We start from the raw sequence: 20,842 nt of genomic DNA, 5'->3' as shown, positions 1-20,842 counted from the left end.
AGCTATAGTCTCGGTCTTTGTCTCGCCACAGTTTGTACAGGTGTACTTTCTTGTTCCCTCTGTCTTGTATGTTGGCTGTATTGTCACTACTCCGGCATCCCATGCATGCTTTGTACATACCAGCTTGGCTATCGTTTCGGTCTTGGTTGTTCCGCAATTCTTACACGTATACTTTTTGGTTCCCTCTGTCTTGTATGTCGGCGCTGTCACAACCTTGCCGCTATCCCACACGTGGCTCGTACATACAAGTTTGGCTATCGTTTCGATCTTGGTCTCACCGCAGTTTGTACAGGTGTACTTCTTGGTTCCTGTACTTGTGTAGGTCGGCTCCTTTGTCACCACTCCAGCATCCCACTTGTGGCTTATGCACATCTCGAATGTATACTCGGCATACTCCTTGTTATACTTGCTTGAATTGCTTGAATCCTTAGTTTTCTTTATATTAGGAGAATCTGTAATAAAATACACCAGCTTACCATACTGTTCTCCAAACGCATATAAATTATTTCCTGTTGAACTATTATACTGTGTTCGTATATTTATAAGCTCTGTAGGAATTACATTTGTCGATGTTATATCTATCTTGTTCAAGCTATCCGGAGTAGTAAAATATAAATTATCACCTCGGAGATGTATTGAACTATAAACACCGGGATAATACCCACCACTCGGAGTTGTCCATTTTGCAGTGCCCGAATACAAAACCTTGTTTATGTTAGTCGAATACTGGTACTTATTTATGTTAAATGATGTTTTCGAACTGCCCTCACTTATGCTGTACCAATAACCGTCTTTATAAAAAATAGCTTTCTCAATACCATTCCAGAACTTACCACTCTCATAAGTGGTGTCCACCGCTGTCGTATATGTATCTCCCCACTGTGCACTGACAACCATATCCGTTCTGTCCTTAGTATGGTTGATGAGTGTATTCTTATTCATTGTATCAAAGCTGACAAGGAAATAATCATGATATGATCTTCCAGGCATATCCCACACCGGATCGTCCCAAGTTGCATCTATGTGATACCATTTTCCATGTATCTTAACTATGTTCCACGCGTGATTGATATTTTCACTTGATGCGATTGCACATGAAAGACCAGCCTCTCTTAGCAGATAAAACATAGTCTCGGCATATCCCTGACACACACAACTATGTTTAACCAAAGCTCCATACATATCGTACCCGTGATTTGCAGCAATCGTTCCATTGAAATAATCCTCATATGCATATGCAACTGTGGATGTGAGATACTCATGATATGCAAGTACTATCTCTTCATCGCTCATTCCACTGGTATCTATCTTACTCTTGACTTCCTGAAGTGCAGCATCAAGCTCCTGCTGCTCCTCCTTTGCATTTGTCAAATATGTAAATGCTATTTTGGTGATTGAAGAGCCAGAAGTCCAATATGTATAGCCTCCCGATAGACTGATAAACTCGGGATGAGAATTGATAATAGATCTTACTGCCCCGTTATTAATATCGTCTCTCGTAAGGCCAAGTTCCGATACATCTATACTCGTCTGCCATGCCTTGATTCCTTCAACAATAAGCTTCTCAAGTGCTGTTGCATCATATGTAGATGCCAGTGAAGCCGCACCATCCTGCTGCTCAACGACAACGCCAAGTCCGCCTTTCTGCAAAGTGTCGTCCAGATCATCATACCCTACCGTAACCTGACTCTCATCTGAACTTACCCGTGTCTGATCAGATGCATATGCTCCCACTTTACCGCCTGGCAATAGCACAACCGCCGCTGAAAATGCCAAGGCACCGATACAGATTTTTCTGCTCAGCTCCCTTAACAACTCAGACCTTATACTGCCTGCCACCACTCTATATGATTTCCTCTTTTTTATCATAAAACTCCTCCTTAAACGATACGTTCCAACCTTATATTTCCGTTCATCCCTCAATACTTTTATTATATAGATTTTTGACACTGTTCGATAGCTTTTTACCTCACTTTTGTACATCTTGTAGGAATTGACAAATTGCGCAACTTTGAGCAATTCATGATATCTTAATCATAAGCAACTATATCTCTTATTTCAAGCCGTTTTTCTTAATTATATACAATATTGTCCTGATGAATGGCAGTGTATATATTTTGTATATTTTGCACAAATTGAAATGTATTGTCAAATTACAATTGAATTATTTGTCTATTTGTGCTACCTTTAAATAGCAAGCTGTGCAACCGTTTGCGCATATATTCTACACTAAAAACAGATCACATAGAGCACATTACCTTTATTTATAGGAGATGACAGATAAATGAACAAAAACAAGCTTTTTCCACAGATAAACGGAATACTACACGGCGGTGATTACAATGCTGAACAGTGGCTTGACCGCCCTGATATTCTGGCAAAGGATATCGAGATGATGAAGGAGGCAGGAATGACTTCCGCTACTCTTGGTGTATTTTCATGGTCAGCATATGAGCCTGTTGAGGGCGAATACCATTTTGACTGGCTGAAGGATGTTATGGACAACCTGTATAATGCAGGCATTTACACCGTTCTTGCCACGCCATCGGGCGGCAAACCGGCATGGATGGCACAGAAGTATCCTGAGATCAGGCGTGTGGATTCATATGACGTCAGGGAACATCAGGGCGTCCGTGAGAACCACTGCATGAGCTCACCTGTATACAGAGAAAAAGTTGCCAATATCATCCGTCAGCTCCACGCCCATGTGGGAAACCATCCGGGACTCATCATGTGGCATGTGTCAAATGAGCTTGGTGGCGAGTGCTACTGCCGTCTCTGTGTGAAAAGATTTCAGAATTACCTCGCAGAGAAGTTCGACCACGACATAAACAAGCTGAACAAAGCATGGTGGACCACCTTCTGGAGTCACTCATACAACAGCTTCTCACAGATTGAGCCGCCATACAAAAATGGTGATTTCAGTATCATGGGGCTGAACCTCGAATGGAAGAGATTTACCACATGGAACATGAACGATTACATGAAATCAGAGATAACGCTCCTCCGTGAACTCACCCCTGAAATACCTATAACAACCAACTTTATGCAGCTCTACGATGGTCTTGACTACAGACCAATGGCAAAGGAACTTGATGTGATCTCATGGGATTCATACCCTAGATTCCACAACGACTATGAAAGCCTTGCGGATGTCATGGGGCAGAACACATTTGACCACGCAGTCATGAGATCCATGAAGAAGGATAAGCCTTTCATGCTTATGGAGAGTGCTCCGGGGCTTGTAAATTGGCATCCATATAACAAACTCAAAAGACCGGGCATCCACAAGCTGTTCTCATACAACGCTATAGCCTGCGGTTCTGACACTGTTCAGTACTTCCAGTGGCGAAAGGGCAGGGGCTCATTTGAACAGTATCATGGTGCCGTTGTTGACCATCTCGGAACAAATGACACCAGAATATTCAAGGAGGTTGCCGCCCTCGGCGCAGAGCTTGATGGGCTCTCCGAGATAACCGGCACACTCATCAGATCAAAGGTTGCACTGCTGTTCGACTGGGACAATATGTGGGCCATAGATGATGTCAAGGCTCTGGGGCAGGAATCAAAAAAATATCCTGAGACCTGTATGTCTGTATACAAAGAGCTGACAAAGCGCGGCGTTGACGTGGACGTCATTGCATCCGATGAACCACTCGACGATTACGATGTGGTTGTTGCACCTATGCTCTACATGCTGAGAGATGGCGCAGCCGAGTCTCTTGCCGCATTTGTAAAGAGGGGCGGACAGCTTCTATCCACTTACTTTACGGGCTATGTAGACAAGGATCAGCTCTGTATACTCGGTGGATTCCCGGGAAATGGACTTGCAGATGTATTTGGAATCATCAGTGAAGAGATAGACACCCTGTATCCATCTGACAGAAACAGCGTGAGCTTCACAGATGGCAGTTCATGCGAACTCCGTGACTATGCTGAGATCCTGAGAGTCGGAACGGCGGATGTACTTGGAACCTACGATTCTGATTTCTACGCCGGAAATGCAGCAGTGACAGTGAACAGCTACGGCGAGGGCAAGGCCTACTACGTGGCTGCAAGAATAGATTACAGTAAACTCGGTGAGATCATGGAGCAGATGATGGTGAACGCCGGTATCGCCATAAAAGATCTCCCTGACGGAGTTCAGTATCACTGCAGATATGCAGATGACGGAACTGCATATGGATTTTACCTGAACAACACCAACGAACCTCAGACAATATCTGAAGTTCACGGAACCGACATTCAGACGAAAAATATATTTGATGGCAAAATGGAATTGGCTCCGTTTGGAGTATCCATCATCAAGGAAAATAATTAAATCTGATAATAACTTTTTCCTTCCTTAAACCTTTTTGAAAAAGGCGGTGATACTTCTGTTGTGTATCACCGCCTTATGTGTTCTATTTCCAGCATGGACTCTCAGTCCTATATGCATTTTTAGTTCTTTTCAACCTGCTCCAGCTTATCCTCTATCGCCTTGATAACGATCTTGAGGGCTTTTATTCTGGCATACTTCTTGTCATTTGACTCCAATATGTGCCATGGCGCAAAGCTGGTGTTGGTCTTTTCCAGCATCTCATCCACCGCAGTCTCATAGTCATCCCATTTGTCACGGTTGCGCCAGTCCTCATCTGTGATCTTCCAGCGTTTCTCAGGCGTGTTCTGTCTGAGTGTGAATCTCTCAAGCTGTGTATCCTTGTCGATCTGAACCCAGAATTTGATGACGATCGCACCCCAGTCGTGGAGTTCCTTCTCAAATTCATTTATCTCATTGTACGCCCGCTGCCAATCATTCTCCGAGCAGAAACCCTCAAGTCGCTCAACCATGACTCTGCCATACCATGTTCTGTCAAATATAGCCACATGCCCGGACTTTGGAAGTCTTGTCCAAAATCTCCACAGAAAATGCCTTGCCTTCTCGTGTGGCTCCGGACTTGCTATAGGATTTACCACATAACCTCTCGCATCAAGTGCCTCCGCTATCCTTTTGATATTTCCACCTTTGCCTGCCGCATCCCAACCTTCGTAGCCTATGATAACAGGTATCCTCTTCTGATAAAGCTCATTGTGCAGTCTGCCGAGTTTCTTCTGCAGCTTGTCAAGTTCCTCCTTGTACTCCTCATCCGTCAGTTTCTTGTCGAGAGACACCTCGGAAAGTTTCGGGATCTTCTTGAGCGCAAATGTATTCTGCAGTATAGGTACAGCATGCCCCTGATTGAGCAGCGCAGTCTCTATTCCCTGATTGATGATATCGAGTATCTGAAGTTCTGCCCATTTTCTCTCCTTTGCATCTATCATGTACCACGGTGCATTTGACAGATTGGTGTCATACATAAAGCTGTCAAATGCCTCAAGATACTCGTCATACTTTTTGTTCTGCTTCAGATCATGCTTAGACACTCTCCAGTTTGTCGTATCATCTTCAAGAAGTGTTTCAAGCCTCTTCTTCTGCTCGTGCTTGTCTATCTGGAAGAAAAATTTCATGACCAGATATCCGTTGTCCGCCAGAGTCCTCTCAAATCTCTTGGTGCTGTCAACTCTCTTCCGGTATTCCTTATCTGACAGCTCCCCGGACATCTTGCCACCTACTATGTCCCTCATCCAGCCACCATCCAGAAATGCAAACTCCCCCTGTTCCGGTATTCTCGTAAAATACTTGTACAGGAATGGTCTGCGTTTTTCCTCGTCTGTGGAATATTTCACTGACTCAACGTTGAAAAATCTCGGATCCATATTCTTGATGATCCTTCCGACAAGACTTCCCTTACCTGCAGCACCCCAGCCTTCAAATATGACAAATACAGGTATCTTGCCTTCCTTTACCTTGATCTGATTGCGTGTCAGATTCTCTCTGGCGATCTTTAACCTCGCGTCTATCTCCTCATCCGATGGACGCTCCGGCTTGTTCCAGTCCTTTAACATGTAACCCACTGCTCCTTTCACATTGTCTCTTCATTTGTTTTTATGAATAATATACCCCGATTTACAGAAACTAATGCCGCTTCGCATTTACTAATACAAATGCCGCTTCGCGTCATGCTTTTTCCTTCTTGCTTTTGGCAGACTCGAACCCTCGCGCTGCCGCGCTCCATGTTCGGCTCCGCCGAACGGGTTCTCGTTGATATCGCAAGAAAAAAACAAATGCCGCTTCGCGTCGCTTGTTTTTTCTTCTTGCGATATCATTATACTACTTTCTTTTGAGTTGATACATCTGAAAAAACATTAAGATATGTGAGGAAAATGAATGTTGCGAAGGTAAAATTCATATGATATAATGTCAGCAACAATGAAACAAGAAATTCTGACATATGCTTTCCCAAAAGCATAACGAAAACCCCAGTAGTTGGCGCTACTGGGGTTTTCTCCGTCTTTTAAAGGCGACGTACTCCTTGGGCTGATTACCACTTACTTATCTCCGTCCAGCCACTGCGCTCCCCCTTTCCTAGCCTGTCTAGGGGTGGCAACATCTGTATTGTGACATATTATCTTTTTCTTTTTAATAGGTTTACATAACTATACAAAATGTATAGTTTTATACATTACTACATATAAAATCCCCGGCAGCATACTGACATGTGTCATGAATTTCAGGTACATATCAAAGGCCACCGGGGCTTAATTATCACTATAATTCTCTATATTATGACAGCTCCAGATCCGGCTTGCCATACTCAGCAAGTTTCACATCATATGCCTTACGCATAGCTGCCTCGAATGGTATCTCCTTCATAGGAGCATCCAGTTTTTCCAACAGATAATGTACAAAATCAGGATTCTGAATGAGCAGTGGTCCATGAATGTATGTCGCAATTACTCTGTTCTTGCAGATTCCCTCATTCATGGTATCAGGATTGCTGCCCTGTCCGATCTCCACCTTGCAGAATGTCATATCATCAGGTATTCCGTAAGTGTGGGCAAATCGGCTTGTGTATCCGATGAGTGTCATATCGTTGAACTTCGCCTTGATGAGCGTGTTGAAACGATTCGGAGCCTGGCGGACTGAGTACATGCCCGGAACAACGCCAAGTCCTGTAACTCTGGTTCCATCCTCTCTCTTGATATAATCACCAAGGAGTTCCATGGAATTGCCAACCAGAAGGAAAAGCGCCTTTCCATCCTTCATGCATGCTGCGATCTCGTCCTTGTACTGCATCAGTCTGTCAAGCACGAGCTCCTGGCTCTTCTCGCTCATGGAACACATATACACCATGTCTATATTCTCTTTGAGGAAGAGTGGCTTCTCATTAAGTCCTGTTGTCACAAATTCCGCATCCGGCAGACATTTCTGCAGGTACATTGTATTTCCTTTGTCACCGTAGAGTGTACATATTTCCGGATATAAAATCTCAATCTTCATTATTTGTCACCCTCCAGTCTCTTGATTATCTTCTTCTTCATCTCACATGACATTCCGTAATTCTCACAGTCGTACAGGATATATATTCTGTCAACACCATCTATAGTCACATCGTCTGCCGCAGCGACCTCGCTGAGATTTGTGAGTATCTTCTCCTCAGGGATACCAGCCAGTAAGCATCTCACCTTGTGGTCGTAGCATCTAGGTCCTGTGCAGATGACCTGTACAACATCATCCCTGTTGAACTGCTCATACTCCAGATCGTATATCCAGCCTGAGAACTCTATACTCTTCTGTCTGTCCTCAAGATCGTCCATCGCAAGGAGGATAGCCTTCTTGCCCTCCTCATTTGCCACATACTCAAATGTTCTGGATGAAGAAACCGCACTCTGTCCCTTTGAGAGCGCCTGGATTACTGTAACACCATTCACTGTGGTCTCGTTGTGGCGGGAATCCGGTATATGGATCTGACCCATGAGTTCCTTGATTCTCTCAGCCGAGAGACCGATCTCGCGCAGTGCCGAGATAACTGTAACTTCATTATATATATTGAAGAGAGCTGTATGGATCAGCGGATAAACTGTCTTCTTGTCTCCCTCCTGTATAGTAATTGTCATCTTCTCTCTGTCTATGTCGGTTGCCAGATACTTCTTGTCTGGTGAGTGAAGTCCACACTTCGGGCATACCACATCGCCGATGTGATGATATCTGAGGTAATTGTACTTCAGCTTCTCGCCGCAGTTAGGGCAGATCTGGTAATCCGCGATAAGGTTGTATGGCTCGGTCTTGTCATCAGGCTGCTTGCCGATTCCATAGAACACTCTGTAGCTGTCTTTCTTCAACATGCTTGAGCAAAGCTCGTCCGCATTCAGGATAACCTTTGCAGAATCAGGGCAGTAGGTATCTATGACACTGAAAATATAGTCAGGGTGAGCATTTCTCTTGAGTGAATCTCTGAAAAGTCCTGTTACAACAAGATAATCCGGCTTCACATATGGAAGTATCAGCCTTGAAGCACGCTCGTCCACCTCAAATACAGCGGCATCCACTCTGACCTTTCCCGTAAATGTAAGGCTGTTGATGACATTTGTCGTACAGCCAGGGACGATATTGGAACCTGTTCTGTTGCTGACAACTCTTCTTCCATCCTTCTCCAAAACATCAGTTATCAGGTTACTACAGGTGGTCTTACCATTTGTTCCTGTGACACATATCGTAAGCGGTGCTTTGGGCGCCTGTACCAGGAAATCCGGACATATCTTCAGGGCGATAACTCCAGGTGTATGCGTACCGTTCCTACCCAGGAGCTGGATGAGTCCCTTGCTCAGTTTTGCGGCTGCGAGAGCCACATGAAATCTAAAAGATGACATAGCTATTCATTCTCCTTATATATACAAATAAAACTCATGTAATTCTACAACCTTTGACAGATGTTGTCAATTATACCAGCACATAACAAGACTATGATTTCGCCTCTTTCCAGTGTTTCCTGTAATTTATCCTGCGATATGAATTCGGAGTCGATCCATATTTTGTCTTGAAGCATTTTGCAAAATAGCTTCCGCTGGCAAATGCCAGATATTGCGATATCTCCGTACAGGAAAAATCTGAATACAGAAGCATATTTCTGGCAGTCTGAAGCTTCTTCTCCATGATGTAATCTGAGATTGTCTGACCGACCTCCTTATGAAATAGTTTGCTCAGATAAGAGCGTTCCACTCCCACAAATTCTGAGATCTCTGTAATTTCTATTCTTTCATGCAGATGATCATACACATAGTCCATCGCCCTTACACAATGAGGTGATATAGCAGCTTTCTTTTTCACCTTTTTCATCCGCCTGGCATAGTCCATAATCAGTTGGTTATGTACATCTATGATCTGCCGTTCTGTCTGCGCCTTGTCCAGCTTATTAATATAGAAGTCACTGAGATTGTAACTCTCCATCTCCTCCATCCCCTCTTCTATGCAAAATCTGGAAATCATTGCCACTAGCACTATCTCGTGATATCTCCTATTGCGAACCTTGTCATCTGACAATATTCCTCTTGCAGCAAGAACAGCCTCATCCTCATCGCCTGTCAGCAACATTCCAGACAAAGCTTTCACATCACCGCTGCTCACAAGCTGATAAAAATCGAGCTCATTGTCGTATGTGGAATGTGCCAGTCCATATTCCCTCTGGACAAACTGCTGTTTTACTATCTCATTCGATATCTTCATTGTCTTTCTGCCTTTCCTCTGTGATATTCATATATCTCTATCACACATTTGTTATATAATTGACACATTTATTATATTCTCTTATCAACGCAAATGCTACTATAAAGTCACAGAAAACGAAACAGGCAATGAGTGCAATATATATTTTACTATTTCACAGGAGGTTAAAGATTATGAGAACTTTAGACGGATTCAAAAAAGGCGTAAATTTAGGTGGATGGCTTTCACAGGGACCACTTGACAAGGAGCATCTCGACACATTTATCACAGAAAAAGATATTGCAAGAATAGCATCATGGGGACTTGACCACGTTCGTCTTCCTATTGATTACGACAATTTTGAAAACGAGGATGGAACTGACAAGGAAGGCGGCTATGCTTACATCGACTCTTGTATAGAGTGGTGCAGAAAATACAACCTCAATATGGTTCTTGATCTGCACAAGACATATGGATATATATTTGACGACGAGGCTCATCTTCTTGAATTCTTCCATGAGAAACCTCTTCAGGAAAGATTCTATGGAATATGGAGAAAGCTTATAGACAGATATGCTAAGGATGCAGACATAATGATGTTCGAGCCGTTGAACGAGGTCGTAAGTCCGACCGTTGTAAACGAGTGGAACGAAATATCAAGCAAATGCATCGAGATCATCCGTGCGAAAGCACCTACTGCCAAGATCCTGCTCGGTGGGGTTGGCTACAATGCTGTTACATCTATAAAGCTTCTCCCTCATCACAACGATGAGAACATAGTTTACAATTTCCACTGTTACGAGCCAATGGTATTTACCCACCAGTCTGCTTACTGGGTAACAGGTATGCCTTCAGATTTCCATATCGAATATCCGGGGGATTTCAATGACTACATGGAGAAATCCCGCCAGATCGAAGGGTGTATGCATGGGGCCATCACCGAGAGTAGCCTTGGACTTAATTCCATCGGACCTGATTTGTTCGAAAAAATGTTTCTCGACGGCATCAAGGCTGTTGAAGAAAGAGACGGATTTATGTACTGCGGCGAATATGGTGTTATAGATCAGGCACCACTTGACGGAACTCTGAACTGGTACAAAGATATCCATTCTGTATTTGAAAAGTACGGAATAGGCCGCGCCGCATGGAACTACAAAGAAAAAGACTATGGTCTTGAAGGCGAACACTACGCTCCTATCATCGATGAGCTTGTGAAGTATATGTAAAATGAAATAGTCCCATTACTTGCAATGTCTGTTATCACAGTGTACTACTCCAATCACGCTCATCTACCTTTGTTTCAACTTGTTTCTATATGCACGCGTCTCCGACCTCGATAAGGACGTTGAGGATCTCCGACGCGGCAAAGAAACGTTGAAACTCAGTCGATTTCGCTACCGATTGTGTGTAGTACACTGTGATGATCAAGACATTTTGCAAGTAATGGGACTAATTTTAGGATTCAAATACAAATCCCCCTCTCATCAAAGAGTAATTTTTGTGAATCTTTTCATTATCTTAATCCCCATGTTCCATTTCCAACACCATGAACTGAATAAAACAAGTCTCCTTTTCCTTTATAGTTCATAGAGTCTGAAGAATGATCTTCTATATTCTTTCTAATTCCAGCCTTTCTACCTGGAGTAAGATTTATACCACTAATCTTTTCATACTCCTCATATAGTTGTGAGTACGAAGCCTTACCTCCTAAATTTTTCATTGACTGTATGATAAACTCTAACTGCGTCATAAAGCGCCCCCTTTTTTAACTCTCTATTCTCTTATAGCAGAACCTTTATAAACATATCTTCAGGATAGTTTACACTTCATTCTCTCTGTCTTGTTCATACTTTAAATTAAATACTTTTATTGTTCCGTCAAATCTACTTACCATCTTTAATCTTATGGTACTCTTCAGCGTAGTTGCTTACATTCACATGTTGCTTTGTATTCACATTCTTGTTAATTAACAGACAGACTGTCTCTACCCCGCGGGTGAGCGGGAACATGTCCACAGGGGTCATCTTGATGACCTGGTAGCCGTTCTTTATCATATATTTCAAGTCGCGGGCAAGGCTCTCCGGGCCGCAGGATATATACACTACTCTCTTAGGTCCAAGGGTGATGACCGATGACATGAACTCCTCCGTGCTTCCAGATCTCGGAGGATCCATGAATACCACGTCTATGCTGTCCCCTTCCTCAGCGACATCCACCATAAATCTACCTGCATCGTTACTGTAAATGTCAACATTCTGTATCTTGTTCATCTTCACATTCACCCGGGCATCATGCACTGCTGCCTCATTCAGCTCCACGCCGATGACCTTCTTTGCCCGGTCGCTTGCAGCTATGCCTATGGTTCCTATACCGCAGTAGGCATCTATCACAGTCTCCTTCTTCTTGAGATCCGCGTACTTGATGGCTTTTCCATATAGAACCTCAGTCTGCTCCGGATTGACCTGATAGAAGCTGCCCGGCGATATGCGGAAACGCTTTCCGCATAGGATATCCTCTATATGCCCCTTGCCATAAATGACCTGGTTCCTGTCTCCAATGACCATGCTCGTGTCCTTCATGTTGATATTCTGGACAACCGTTGTGATCTCCGGATGAGCTGTCACAAGTGCATTTGCAAGGTTCTTCTTAGACGGAAATACCGGCGATGCGGTGACTATGATCACCATGATCTGTCCGGTCTTTCTTCCGACTCTTATCTGCAAATGCCTGATAAGTCCGGTTCCTGTATCCTCGTTGTATATCTGGAGCTTGAACGACTTTATCAGTCCGGCAAATGTTCTAATGATGGCCGCAGCCTTCTCATCCTCCACATAACAGTTCTCGACTGGAAGTATATTGTGTGTCCCCTCCTCGTACACCCCGGAAATTATTTCTCCGCTCTTCATTCTCCTGAATGCCGCAGTGACCTTATTCCTGTAGTGATACGGATTCTCCATGCCTATTATCTTGTCCACCGGGCCAAATGCTCCGAGCAGGCCATCTATATACTTCTGTTTCTCGGCGAGCTGCTGCTCGTATGGAATGTCCACATACTGACAGCCACCGCACAGATGGGATATAGGACATTTGCTGTTTGGGTTGGGCTTATATTGTGATGAGTGTGCCTGCCGCGGTTTTCCCTGTACATTTTTACCTTTGCTTCCTGTTTTTATTTGTTTCTCTCCACCTGTTACATCGTACTTTCTGCTATGTGTCTGTCTTTTTCTTTCGTTTACGCTGCCACTCGTTTTATTGTTTTTTTCTCTGCGAGGCTTGCCCCCGTTTCTTCGCTCTGCCATCATTTTTATCGCTCCTATTCTCCAGTGAGCGTCACCTTGATCATATCGTGGTGAACCGCCTCAAGAAACTTTCCAAATATATCCTCCGTCCTGACCTTCATACTTGATGTATTCACACACGGATGGCATCCAAGATACTCGCCCTTCATAACATCCTCGTCAACAAGCAGCTGCACATGATTCTCATGGTCATTCATGAGACCCATGACGCTGACCGCCCCCGGCCTGATATCCAGATACTTCTCCATATCCTCCGGCGATGCAAATGAAAGTCTCGCACTGCCTATCTGCGATGTGATCTCCTTTGTCTTGAACGGCTTGTCGCCCGGCATCATGAGCAGATAGAACTGTGTCTTCTGCCTGTTGCACAGAAACAGATTCTTACAAATGGTTGCCCCAAGCACCGCATCTATCTCGCTGCAAACTTCCATTGTGTCTGCTGGAGCATGATCTGTGCGCCAATACTCTATGCCGTGATCATCAAGGAAATCATAAACTCTGATCTCCCTCTCAAGTCGTCCTTCATTTGTATCCGGTCTGCCTTTATATAATTCCATTTGTGTGCCCTCCGTTGGTGGTTTATATATTTTCTCTCATGCATTTACGCGTAAATCATATCACGTTTCTTGTGGTGTTGCTATATAAAACAAGCAATATAAAATCAATATAAAACCATGCCTTCGAGAGTGTAAACACATACCGGCAATACCTTGTCAGAATAAAAAGGAACAATCTGACAATATCAAATGCACCTGCGTTCAGCTGGTGCACTCAATAATATCCCATTGTTCCCATTTTGATAATATTATCTACAACCTATTGCCTTGCCTGAGATAATCAAGAAAGCCCTCACATCCCTGACACACATCCCTGTATGTCTCATCAAATCGTCCCGTATACCACGGATCAGCTATAGATTGTCCATATCTTCCCGCATAATCGAGCAGCAAATGTATCTTGTCCTGGTAGTCCGGACCGGTTATGCGCATTGTGTTCCTCACATTTGCTGTATCTGCGCAGAGCAGGTAATCATAATATTCATAATCCCGCCTTGTAACCTGCCTGGCCCTCTTGCCACTAAAATCTGTATAAGCCGTCTTACCTATGCCATGCGCCCTCAGCACTTCCTGCGCCGGTGGGTATATCGGATTGCCTTTTCCGCCCCAGATCTCCTCAGTGCTGGTGGCCGCAGAAGCTATATCAAATTTATCTGCTATGCTGAGTTTTTCTACCATGTCCTTGAGGACGAACTCAGAGATGGGGGAACGGCAGATGTTGCCGTGGCAGATGAAAAGTACTTTTATCATAAAATTCTCCTGTTCTGAAATGCCCTGTATTGCCGTGTTTTGCGTTGATTTATCGACTTTTCCGGGCATAGTATTTTTATTTTCTAAAACTACACTTTTTGCAAAATAATGCAAAACGGAGCAAACGGATGCCTTGTGTAGTAGTCAAATCGTAGTCAGTTAAGGGGGGCAGACTACGGATGGAGGTGTGCATTATTTAACGAAGGAGGGTGTTGAATGTTTGTCTGTTCTATAAATTAATGACCAACATCTATAAAAAAATGTTTCAACATTTATTTTAATGCAGTCAATATCTCAATGCACTTGTTTTTACAATCCTTATCTAATACTTTAACATAATTTTTGGCCATATTAAGCAGAAATTGATTCATTTCGTCATTTTTATCATATGTATTTAAAGTATTAACCATTTCACGCCAAAAAGGTAGTTGATAAACCATATCAGATATCGTCTTCACAACCGTCGGTAAATCAACATATCCTTCTTGGATATCATCTTGCTTATAAAACTCTATTTCCTCCTTAAATTGTTTAGGATTTTTCAATACATCCCAAAAAGAATTCGGTGAAATATTTCTATTTTCAACCAATTCAAAAATAAGTTTTCTGTTTATTTCTTTCTCATCTGAAAAATCCACAGCCAAGAGAGCATTATATATCATAATAAAAATTCTGAATTTACCATCACTTTCCATCTTAGCCATTCGAGCAACAGCATTAAGATCAAGAAGTAATTCATTTGCTATCTGTTCAAGATTTCTGGCTTTTATGAATCCTGTATGTGCTATTTCATTTCTTTTAACAGGAACATCAAATGCAAAGTATGGATAATAACGCATATAGCTTATCTCATTTTTATTGCTAAGTGCTTTTTCAGCCTTTTCTACCAATGAGCCTGCATTCTCTTTATCATCATATCTTATTGAACATATATCAAAGAAAAGTCCTTCAAGTTGAAGTAATCCCAACGCAACAAAAGATTGGTAATGCTTTTCTTCATACAAACGAGCAATATCCATAAATATTTCACGGCGTTTATGTAAATGATAGTTTTGATCAATAAACTCTTTTAGGTTTACTAACACCTTTTTTTGTTCAATTAGCTTCTTAATTTCAGAATAATATTTTTCCGGACTATCTCTATGCATTTTAAGAAATTTCTTTTCTAGTTCAGGACCCTCTAACAGATTTACACCTGGCAATTGTGATATTTTTACAACTGTAGAATAGTCAAAATCAGCATCATAATACTCTGATACCTGTGCGAATAAATAACGTCGGTTTTTGAACATATTTCCCCAATCATCACTGTTAATTTCTCTTTGCAAGGTATCGTAGTCTATTTCTATCAAATATTCTTTAATATCCTTATTTAGAAACATGAAAACATCATTCTGTGCCCTCTTATTTAACTTTGCAAAATATTCTAATTTTCTACGCCTATATTCTGCTTCATTTGATTTGATCCCTTCTAACTTTACTCTCTCGGCTTTATATTTTTTCAATCTCTCATCGATTATTTTTAAATCATTAAGTACTTGACACATAAGATGTATAAAGTTCTTTTGTATCAATTGTTTTTTATCATCTGACATCTGATTCTCATCTATTCCCAACTGCTTAATAAGGTAATTGTTGATTGTAATCTCTGCATTCTCATTTCTTTTTGGAACAGATTGGAGTTTCCGCATAAATCCTTCATTTATTTCTATTCCGTTAATAGTATTTATTAGTGTGTATTTTTCTTCTTCCATTTTTTCACCTCAAATCATTACACATAGTGTATCGGCATCGTTTTTTCATAACACAACTTCAAATTCACCAATTTATATTACCATACTTGCTACATCTCCACCAGCCAAAAAGACACTCAAGCCGTATAGCCTGAGTGTCCTCAAAATTTCTTTCTTATTATATTATCATACCACCTTGAACATATTCTGTTTCAAAGGCTTATCATCCATATCCGAAATTCCCATCTCTTTTCTAGCATTTTCCAATCCTTGCATCTTCTGAAGTTCCTTTTCTGCATCCTCAAGTCCTACATGGGTATAAACATTGAGCGTCACAGCTATATCCGAATGTCCCATCAAATACTGCAGTGTTTTAGGATTCATGCCGGACTTTGCCATATTGGAACAATATGTATGTCTGCAAACATGAGGAGTAATATTTGGCATCTGAACCTTATTAATTTCATTATACCTGCTGACCATATGATTGAATCTGTGTTCCCAATGCATGGCTACAAGCGGCATTCCATCCTTGTCCAGAAAAAGGAATCCCGTGTAACCGTCTACCACTTTTTCAACCTTATAATCTGGTCTATCCTCAATAATTGCTCGAAACATCTCTGTCACTTCATTTGTCATTGGAATAACCCTTGTTCCGGCATTTGTTTTTGTTGGCTCAATTACATACTCTCTTTTGGAAGTTCTTTGTAGCTGATGGCAGATACCGGGAAGTACACATGGTACTTGGGTCTTGCAGGCTTTCCGTCTTTTGCAACCATGTGATGCCTGCTTGGTACAAGAATGAAGTCGATACTTCCGAACATTTCCTTCATCTTCTCTTCCGTTATTCAGTCCTTGGGATCTTCGCTATGGTCATTGTCTATATCCATCGGGATAACATCCGATTCAAGGAAGTTCTGTTCGTTACGGTAGTTGTTGGTGTATGTAGCGCATACATGATCCCTTGCCACGGCAGTCTCCATGTCCTTCGGACACTTAACCTCTGCCTTATTGGGATAGGAGCAGTTCGCTGCATTACCAACGCAGTCGGCAGTAAATATTGTCATCTGCATTTAGGTATCCTCCTTGTTAAAGTATTTAATTGTCATCTGCTTACGCTCTGCGTAGACTATCTCTTTCTGCATCCCGGCTGTCGGCTCACCGAACACCCACAATTCCTTACAATGGGAAAGAACAGCAATATCCATAAACATCGCCAGTTCCCTCTCGGTCTCTTCCGACATGAACTGTGGAAACAACAGATGTGGTGCTATCGGAATAGCGCCCTGGTCGACTGCCATCCGGCAGTAACCTCTCGCACGTCTTACGTTGTTTTCCACATCTCCGCTGTAAGCAGAACAGATATAAACCATTGGTCTGTACTTACCCTTATCAGCCAGAGCGTGATATGGTGTCGGGTCGGCATAGCATTCTGGGTTCTTATATTCGAGCATTCTGTCCGCTCCTTTCATGTGTGATAGGGATGTCTATTCCTCCACTTTCCCACGGACAGCTTTTTTCATTTTGAGCGGGGCATTTTTTCGAGAAATAAAAAAAATGACCTTGAGGAGAACCCTCAAGGCCGTGTGAATCGTTTCATATTATTTTTTATCTTCTTTTGCTTTCAAGGCTTTTCTGATTTTCAAAGCCTCTTTATAATACTTTTCTTCATAATCAGTATGTTGTTTCTCTGCCCATTCCTCTGCATAGTCCAACAGGAAATGCTCTATACATGATAGCATTCTATGATGGGCTCCAAGAAATGAATCTTCCATATTGCGTTTCTTTATCTGTAATGACTTATGGTTTCCATCCTCATTTAATAATAATGATGTATAGATGTCGGATATTTCTACTTCTTTTTCTGCACGTTCCGACCCACGAATCTGTTTATCAATATCATTCATTTCTACAATTCGACTGGCATAACTGAACCAGGACATCGGTATCACATAATAACTGTCTCCACATAATAAATCAGACCACCACGATGTATAAGAAAAGACATTCTCCTCATCAGAATCGCCATCGTCTTCCGGCATATTTTCAACAAGGCAGTTTACGGCATCTTCGGACAGACCAGTCTTCTGGCATATGTCAGCAACCTCAAGATCAGATGACATTATCTCGGACTTTCCATATAAATAATCGAGGGAACAAACCAAGATAACGCTGTATGCATACATATACTGACTCGGCACCTTCCAAGCCTCATCATATTTATCCTGCGTTAAATGATTCTGAATGTTCCTTCTTATTGCCTCAACTTCTTCAAAAGGATTAGTATACTCTTTGTGTTCACGTATCTTTACTATTTCACGGCATCTTTTATTACTGTAGATGGCATTTGCAAGAGTTCCTGTATCTCCCATCTGCCTTGCGTCAGCAACGGTCAGCAGTCTTTTACCAAATGTATTATACTTTTCGGCTTTCTTGGACATTATCTCACCCCTTAAACGAATTACTATTCGTTATAAATATATTCATCGTCTTATAACGGTTAGTATTACGAACTGTTATTCTTTACTTTAGAATAGCACGGATGTATGATTTATACAACAAGAAAACAAATATTTTCATTCCAAAGGAGGAAACAATTATGAACACTACAGCAAACCAGATAGCAAAGATTATCTCTACACCTAACCCTTCAGCACCTATCACAACTCACGCCCTGGCAGGACTTGGTAACGGCAGTATGCAGAACGGTCTCCGAAGAATCGTTAGCTACTTCGCAGCCGAGTCAGCATCCAACTTAAGGCTCGGAAGAATACAGGGTGGCCTTGTCGGTGTAATCGGCACCGCTGCCGTAGCCGGAGGAATTGCTTTCATATACCATGAAACACAGAAAAAGCAGTTAGAAACCGAGGGCAAGGTTATCCTTAACACCCTTCAGAAGTCCGCAAACAAAAACACAGTAATAGTAGAAGAAACTCCCTCCGATGATGTGACCGAAGAGTCTGATACCGATAACAACACTCCTTCCGAAAAATAGTCTCCATTCCATATACACCTCCTTTCAGGGGGCGAATCCGTAACAGGGTTCGCACTTTTTTATAAAAATAGCCCCGAGTTCACTCCCCGGGGCTTTCATATTATTTTATAAGTTCTTTGACTTCCTTCAATGTCTGGTTGCAAGCCTCCATCTGTTTTTCCAGCAACGAAATCTTCTCGACTAATAACTGTGATACACCTACCGGCTCAGCAGTTTCTTCTTCAGTAGTTGGAAGATTAGCTATAGTATAAGCTATTATGGCTCTGTAAGTTGTCGTAACAGGCTTATTTATCGCTGCTGCAATGGTTTTCAATCTATCATTAGACTCGCTTTTTATAGTAACTTTTCTCTGTACGGTTTCATTCTCCTCACCGCTTTCAATATAATCGAGCAAATCTTCCGGGCTTCCTTTAAACCGATCAATAGCATCATTGAAGATAAAGGCATCGCGGGTCTGCTTAGAATTCGTTGTCGGGTACCACCTCTCCCTTAACACCTTTGCCTGTTCATCACTTTTTTTATCAACCAATACATTAATCTGCATCTTCATCTCCTCCTTTATTATCTGTAGCCAATATACTTTCTAGCTCATTATAAATCCTCATTACTGTTTGTTTTTGTTTATCTGTGAGTTCATCAAACCTCTTGTGTTTTACACAAATTTCGTACCATTCCGTTCCCTCGATACCCCCACAATTCCCACAAGTCCGTGGCGAGATGACCTTAAAAGGATACATTCTTGGTGCGTAGTCCCAGCCTTCAGCGAATCCCTCTTCCGAGGTTAGCCAAGCCTCAGATCCACAAATTTCGCAAATATGATGCAATTTAACATCAGAATATTCCTTATCATTATCTTTTAATGGAAGCGGCAGTTTCGTTTCATTAAGAATAACTTTCAAATCATCAAGCCTCCTCAAATAATACATTATGTTTAATACCTTGTATAGCATCTTCAAGTCGCAAACTCCCAACAACCACCCCAAAGATATATGGAGCCAAGGATTCTAATAATTCTGGGATCGCCGCCGTAATAAAATCTGCAAGTTCTAACGGGGCAATTTCTATAGATAAAGAATAATCTGCAGCAATCGTAGCTGTGATGTCGTATTCATCTGTTATATAAAACCGTGGCTGGATCAGATAACTTGAACCATAAACACGGCCATCCGCACCATCTTGATTTTTAGGCCACACATGAGAGTTAATGAAGTTAATCAATTTATATGCTTCAGCAAGATATTTCGAATCTGCCACAACAGATGGACCAGGCTCGGCATAATATACTCTGCCTTCAAAGGCTGTAAGATGCCAATAAATACAAGCCTCAATTCTCTCGGATGGGCTGTTGGGGTATCCACCAAAAGACATAGTCGTTCTCGATACCTCTTCGCACTCATCTTCTATATGACAGTATATCCATCCTGCGATCTAGTTCCAATTCTGCGAATGTTAGGAATAAGCCCAGCTGATACTTCTTCAAAGAACTTTCTGCACATCCTCGGTGAAACTGGATCTTTATCAAAAAGCCATGCTGGGGTAAATGATATCCCAGTAGGTGCATTTAACACTTTCCTCTTTAAGGTGTTCTCATAATAATCGTGTTCTGTCTGATTCAATTTCATATTCAATTCCTTTCTGGGTAAATCCGCTTTACCCCGCGCTGTGTAGTTTTAGTGGTTCTGATTGTTTTCCGGCAAACAATATTATTCATGTATTGTGCTATTCAGCCCATTCGTTCTGTGCAGCACATCCAATAAAGAATATACCATCGTTCTATGCGGCTGTCAATCCTATTTTAGAACGATTTTGAAAATTTTTTCCCCGCCCAAATCCCACATCTCTGTCCATAGGAAAGTGAAAGGAAAAATCCACTACAACTTTTCAAAAAAAATCCCGCCCAAAATCGGAAAGGATGTCCATAGGAAAGTGAAGGGATAAGAACAAAC

General features: G+C 42.0%; 22 protein-coding genes. 3 read left to right on the top strand and 19 right to left on the bottom strand.

What is annotated here, in order from left to right; all coding sequences use genetic code 11:
* A partial coding sequence (locus ABUA31_RS08355) for a transglutaminase domain-containing protein (protein ID WP_349822584.1) occupies positions 1–1,869 on the bottom strand: 1,869 nt, incomplete at its 3' end.
* A gap of 415 nt (positions 1,870–2,284) precedes the next feature.
* Between ABUA31_RS08355 and ABUA31_RS08350 the strand changes: the two genes are divergently transcribed.
* Complete coding sequence (locus ABUA31_RS08350; RefSeq protein WP_055147463.1) at positions 2,285–4,321, top strand: beta-galactosidase; 2,037 nt, start codon at positions 2,285–2,287, stop codon at positions 4,319–4,321.
* Positions 4,322–4,440: 119 nt separating this feature from the next.
* On the opposite strand, the gene pap is transcribed toward ABUA31_RS08350, so the two are convergent.
* From pap to ABUA31_RS08330, 4 genes are all read right to left on the bottom strand, one after another.
* Positions 4,441–5,925 (bottom strand): polyphosphate:AMP phosphotransferase, encoded by a 1,485-nt coding sequence (pap, locus tag ABUA31_RS08345; RefSeq protein WP_349818796.1) that lies wholly within the window; start codon positions 5,923–5,925, stop codon positions 4,441–4,443.
* A 718-nt stretch (positions 5,926–6,643) separates the two neighbouring features.
* Positions 6,644–7,360, bottom strand: coding sequence for a Predicted glutamine amidotransferase (locus tag ABUA31_RS08340; RefSeq protein ID WP_015533666.1), 717 nt, complete (start codon positions 7,358–7,360; stop codon positions 6,644–6,646).
* Positions 7,360–8,730 (bottom strand): Mur ligase family protein, encoded by a 1,371-nt coding sequence (locus ABUA31_RS08335; RefSeq protein WP_015533665.1) that lies wholly within the window; start codon positions 8,728–8,730, stop codon positions 7,360–7,362. The genes ABUA31_RS08340 and ABUA31_RS08335 overlap by 1 nt, the downstream gene beginning before the upstream one ends.
* A gap of 91 nt (positions 8,731–8,821) precedes the next feature.
* Entirely contained in the window at positions 8,822–9,583 is a 762-nt protein-coding gene (locus tag ABUA31_RS08330) for a helix-turn-helix transcriptional regulator (protein ID WP_015533664.1), read from the bottom strand.
* A 173-nt stretch (positions 9,584–9,756) separates the two neighbouring features.
* Between ABUA31_RS08330 and ABUA31_RS08325 the strand changes: the two genes are divergently transcribed.
* Positions 9,757–10,788 carry a glycoside hydrolase family 5 protein gene (locus ABUA31_RS08325; protein WP_349818798.1) on the top strand — a complete coding sequence of 344 codons (1,032 nt, stop codon included), beginning with the start codon at positions 9,757–9,759 and terminating at the stop codon, positions 10,786–10,788.
* 287 nt (positions 10,789–11,075) lie between these two features.
* Here ABUA31_RS08325 and ABUA31_RS08320 read toward each other — a convergent pair whose 3' ends face one another.
* The 10 genes from ABUA31_RS08320 to ABUA31_RS08275 form a co-directional block, all read right to left on the bottom strand.
* The gene (locus ABUA31_RS08320) at positions 11,076–11,312 is read right to left on the bottom strand and encodes a hypothetical protein (RefSeq protein ID WP_349818799.1); all 237 of its coding nucleotides are present in this window, start codon (positions 11,310–11,312) and stop codon (positions 11,076–11,078) included.
* Between the two features lie 133 nt (positions 11,313–11,445).
* The gene (rlmD, locus tag ABUA31_RS08315) at positions 11,446–12,864 is read right to left on the bottom strand and encodes a 23S rRNA (uracil(1939)-C(5))-methyltransferase RlmD (protein WP_349818800.1); all 1,419 of its coding nucleotides are present in this window, start codon (positions 12,862–12,864) and stop codon (positions 11,446–11,448) included.
* 11 nt (positions 12,865–12,875) lie between these two features.
* Positions 12,876–13,418 carry a prolyl-tRNA synthetase associated domain-containing protein gene (locus ABUA31_RS08310; protein ID WP_055147481.1) on the bottom strand — a complete coding sequence of 181 codons (543 nt, stop codon included), beginning with the start codon at positions 13,416–13,418 and terminating at the stop codon, positions 12,876–12,878.
* A 252-nt stretch (positions 13,419–13,670) separates the two neighbouring features.
* Positions 13,671–14,168 carry a low molecular weight protein-tyrosine-phosphatase gene (locus tag ABUA31_RS08305; protein WP_349819088.1) on the bottom strand — a complete coding sequence of 166 codons (498 nt, stop codon included), beginning with the start codon at positions 14,166–14,168 and terminating at the stop codon, positions 13,671–13,673.
* Positions 14,169–14,440: 272 nt separating this feature from the next.
* On the bottom strand, positions 14,441–15,922 hold the full coding sequence (locus tag ABUA31_RS08300) for a hypothetical protein (protein ID WP_349819087.1): 1,482 nt from the start codon (positions 15,920–15,922) through the stop codon (positions 14,441–14,443).
* Between the two features lie 165 nt (positions 15,923–16,087).
* Positions 16,088–16,546: a tyrosine-type recombinase/integrase gene (locus tag ABUA31_RS08295; RefSeq protein WP_349819089.1), complete on the bottom strand. Its 459-nt coding sequence runs from the start codon at positions 16,544–16,546 to the stop codon at positions 16,088–16,090.
* 35 nt (positions 16,547–16,581) lie between these two features.
* Positions 16,582–16,734: a hypothetical protein gene (locus ABUA31_RS08290; RefSeq protein WP_349819086.1), complete on the bottom strand. Its 153-nt coding sequence runs from the start codon at positions 16,732–16,734 to the stop codon at positions 16,582–16,584.
* A gap of 15 nt (positions 16,735–16,749) precedes the next feature.
* On the bottom strand, positions 16,750–16,974 hold the full coding sequence (locus ABUA31_RS08285) for a hypothetical protein (RefSeq protein ID WP_349819085.1): 225 nt from the start codon (positions 16,972–16,974) through the stop codon (positions 16,750–16,752).
* Positions 16,975–17,355, bottom strand: a complete 381-nt coding sequence (locus ABUA31_RS08280; protein ID WP_349819084.1) for a DUF7768 domain-containing protein — start codon at positions 17,353–17,355, stop codon at positions 16,975–16,977.
* Positions 17,356–17,502: 147 nt separating this feature from the next.
* On the bottom strand, positions 17,503–18,342 hold the full coding sequence (locus ABUA31_RS08275; protein ID WP_349819083.1) for a hypothetical protein: 840 nt from the start codon (positions 18,340–18,342) through the stop codon (positions 17,503–17,505).
* Positions 18,343–18,500: 158 nt separating this feature from the next.
* Here ABUA31_RS08275 and ABUA31_RS08270 point away from each other — a divergent pair, with 158 nt between their 5' ends.
* Positions 18,501–18,896 carry a hypothetical protein gene (locus ABUA31_RS08270; RefSeq protein WP_349819082.1) on the top strand — a complete coding sequence of 132 codons (396 nt, stop codon included), beginning with the start codon at positions 18,501–18,503 and terminating at the stop codon, positions 18,894–18,896.
* Between the two features lie 100 nt (positions 18,897–18,996).
* On the opposite strand, the gene ABUA31_RS08265 is transcribed toward ABUA31_RS08270, so the two are convergent.
* Genes ABUA31_RS08265 through ABUA31_RS08250 form a run of 4 tightly spaced genes read right to left on the bottom strand, consistent with a single transcriptional unit; the run spans position 18,997 to position 20,518 of the window.
* Complete coding sequence (locus tag ABUA31_RS08265) at positions 18,997–19,440, bottom strand: hypothetical protein (RefSeq protein ID WP_349819081.1); 444 nt, start codon at positions 19,438–19,440, stop codon at positions 18,997–18,999.
* Positions 19,430–19,795, bottom strand: a complete 366-nt coding sequence (locus ABUA31_RS08260; protein ID WP_349819080.1) for a hypothetical protein — start codon at positions 19,793–19,795, stop codon at positions 19,430–19,432. Before ABUA31_RS08260 ends, ABUA31_RS08265 begins: the two co-directional genes overlap by 11 nt.
* Before the next feature lie 4 nt (positions 19,796–19,799).
* Positions 19,800–20,264: a hypothetical protein gene (locus ABUA31_RS08255; RefSeq protein ID WP_349819079.1), complete on the bottom strand. Its 465-nt coding sequence runs from the start codon at positions 20,262–20,264 to the stop codon at positions 19,800–19,802.
* 32 nt (positions 20,265–20,296) lie between these two features.
* Positions 20,297–20,518, bottom strand: coding sequence for a hypothetical protein (locus ABUA31_RS08250; protein WP_340391481.1), 222 nt, complete (start codon positions 20,516–20,518; stop codon positions 20,297–20,299).
* Positions 20,519–20,842: the final 324 nt, after the last annotated feature.

Source organism: Coprococcus sp. RTP31081st1_H1_RTP31081_211007, from assembly GCF_040227275.1.
In the GTDB taxonomy this organism is placed as follows: domain Bacteria; phylum Bacillota; class Clostridia; order Lachnospirales; family Lachnospiraceae; genus Coprococcus; species Coprococcus aceti.
The sequence above is the reverse complement of the archived record's forward strand: the minus strand, read 5'-3'. Positions and strand labels throughout refer to the sequence as shown.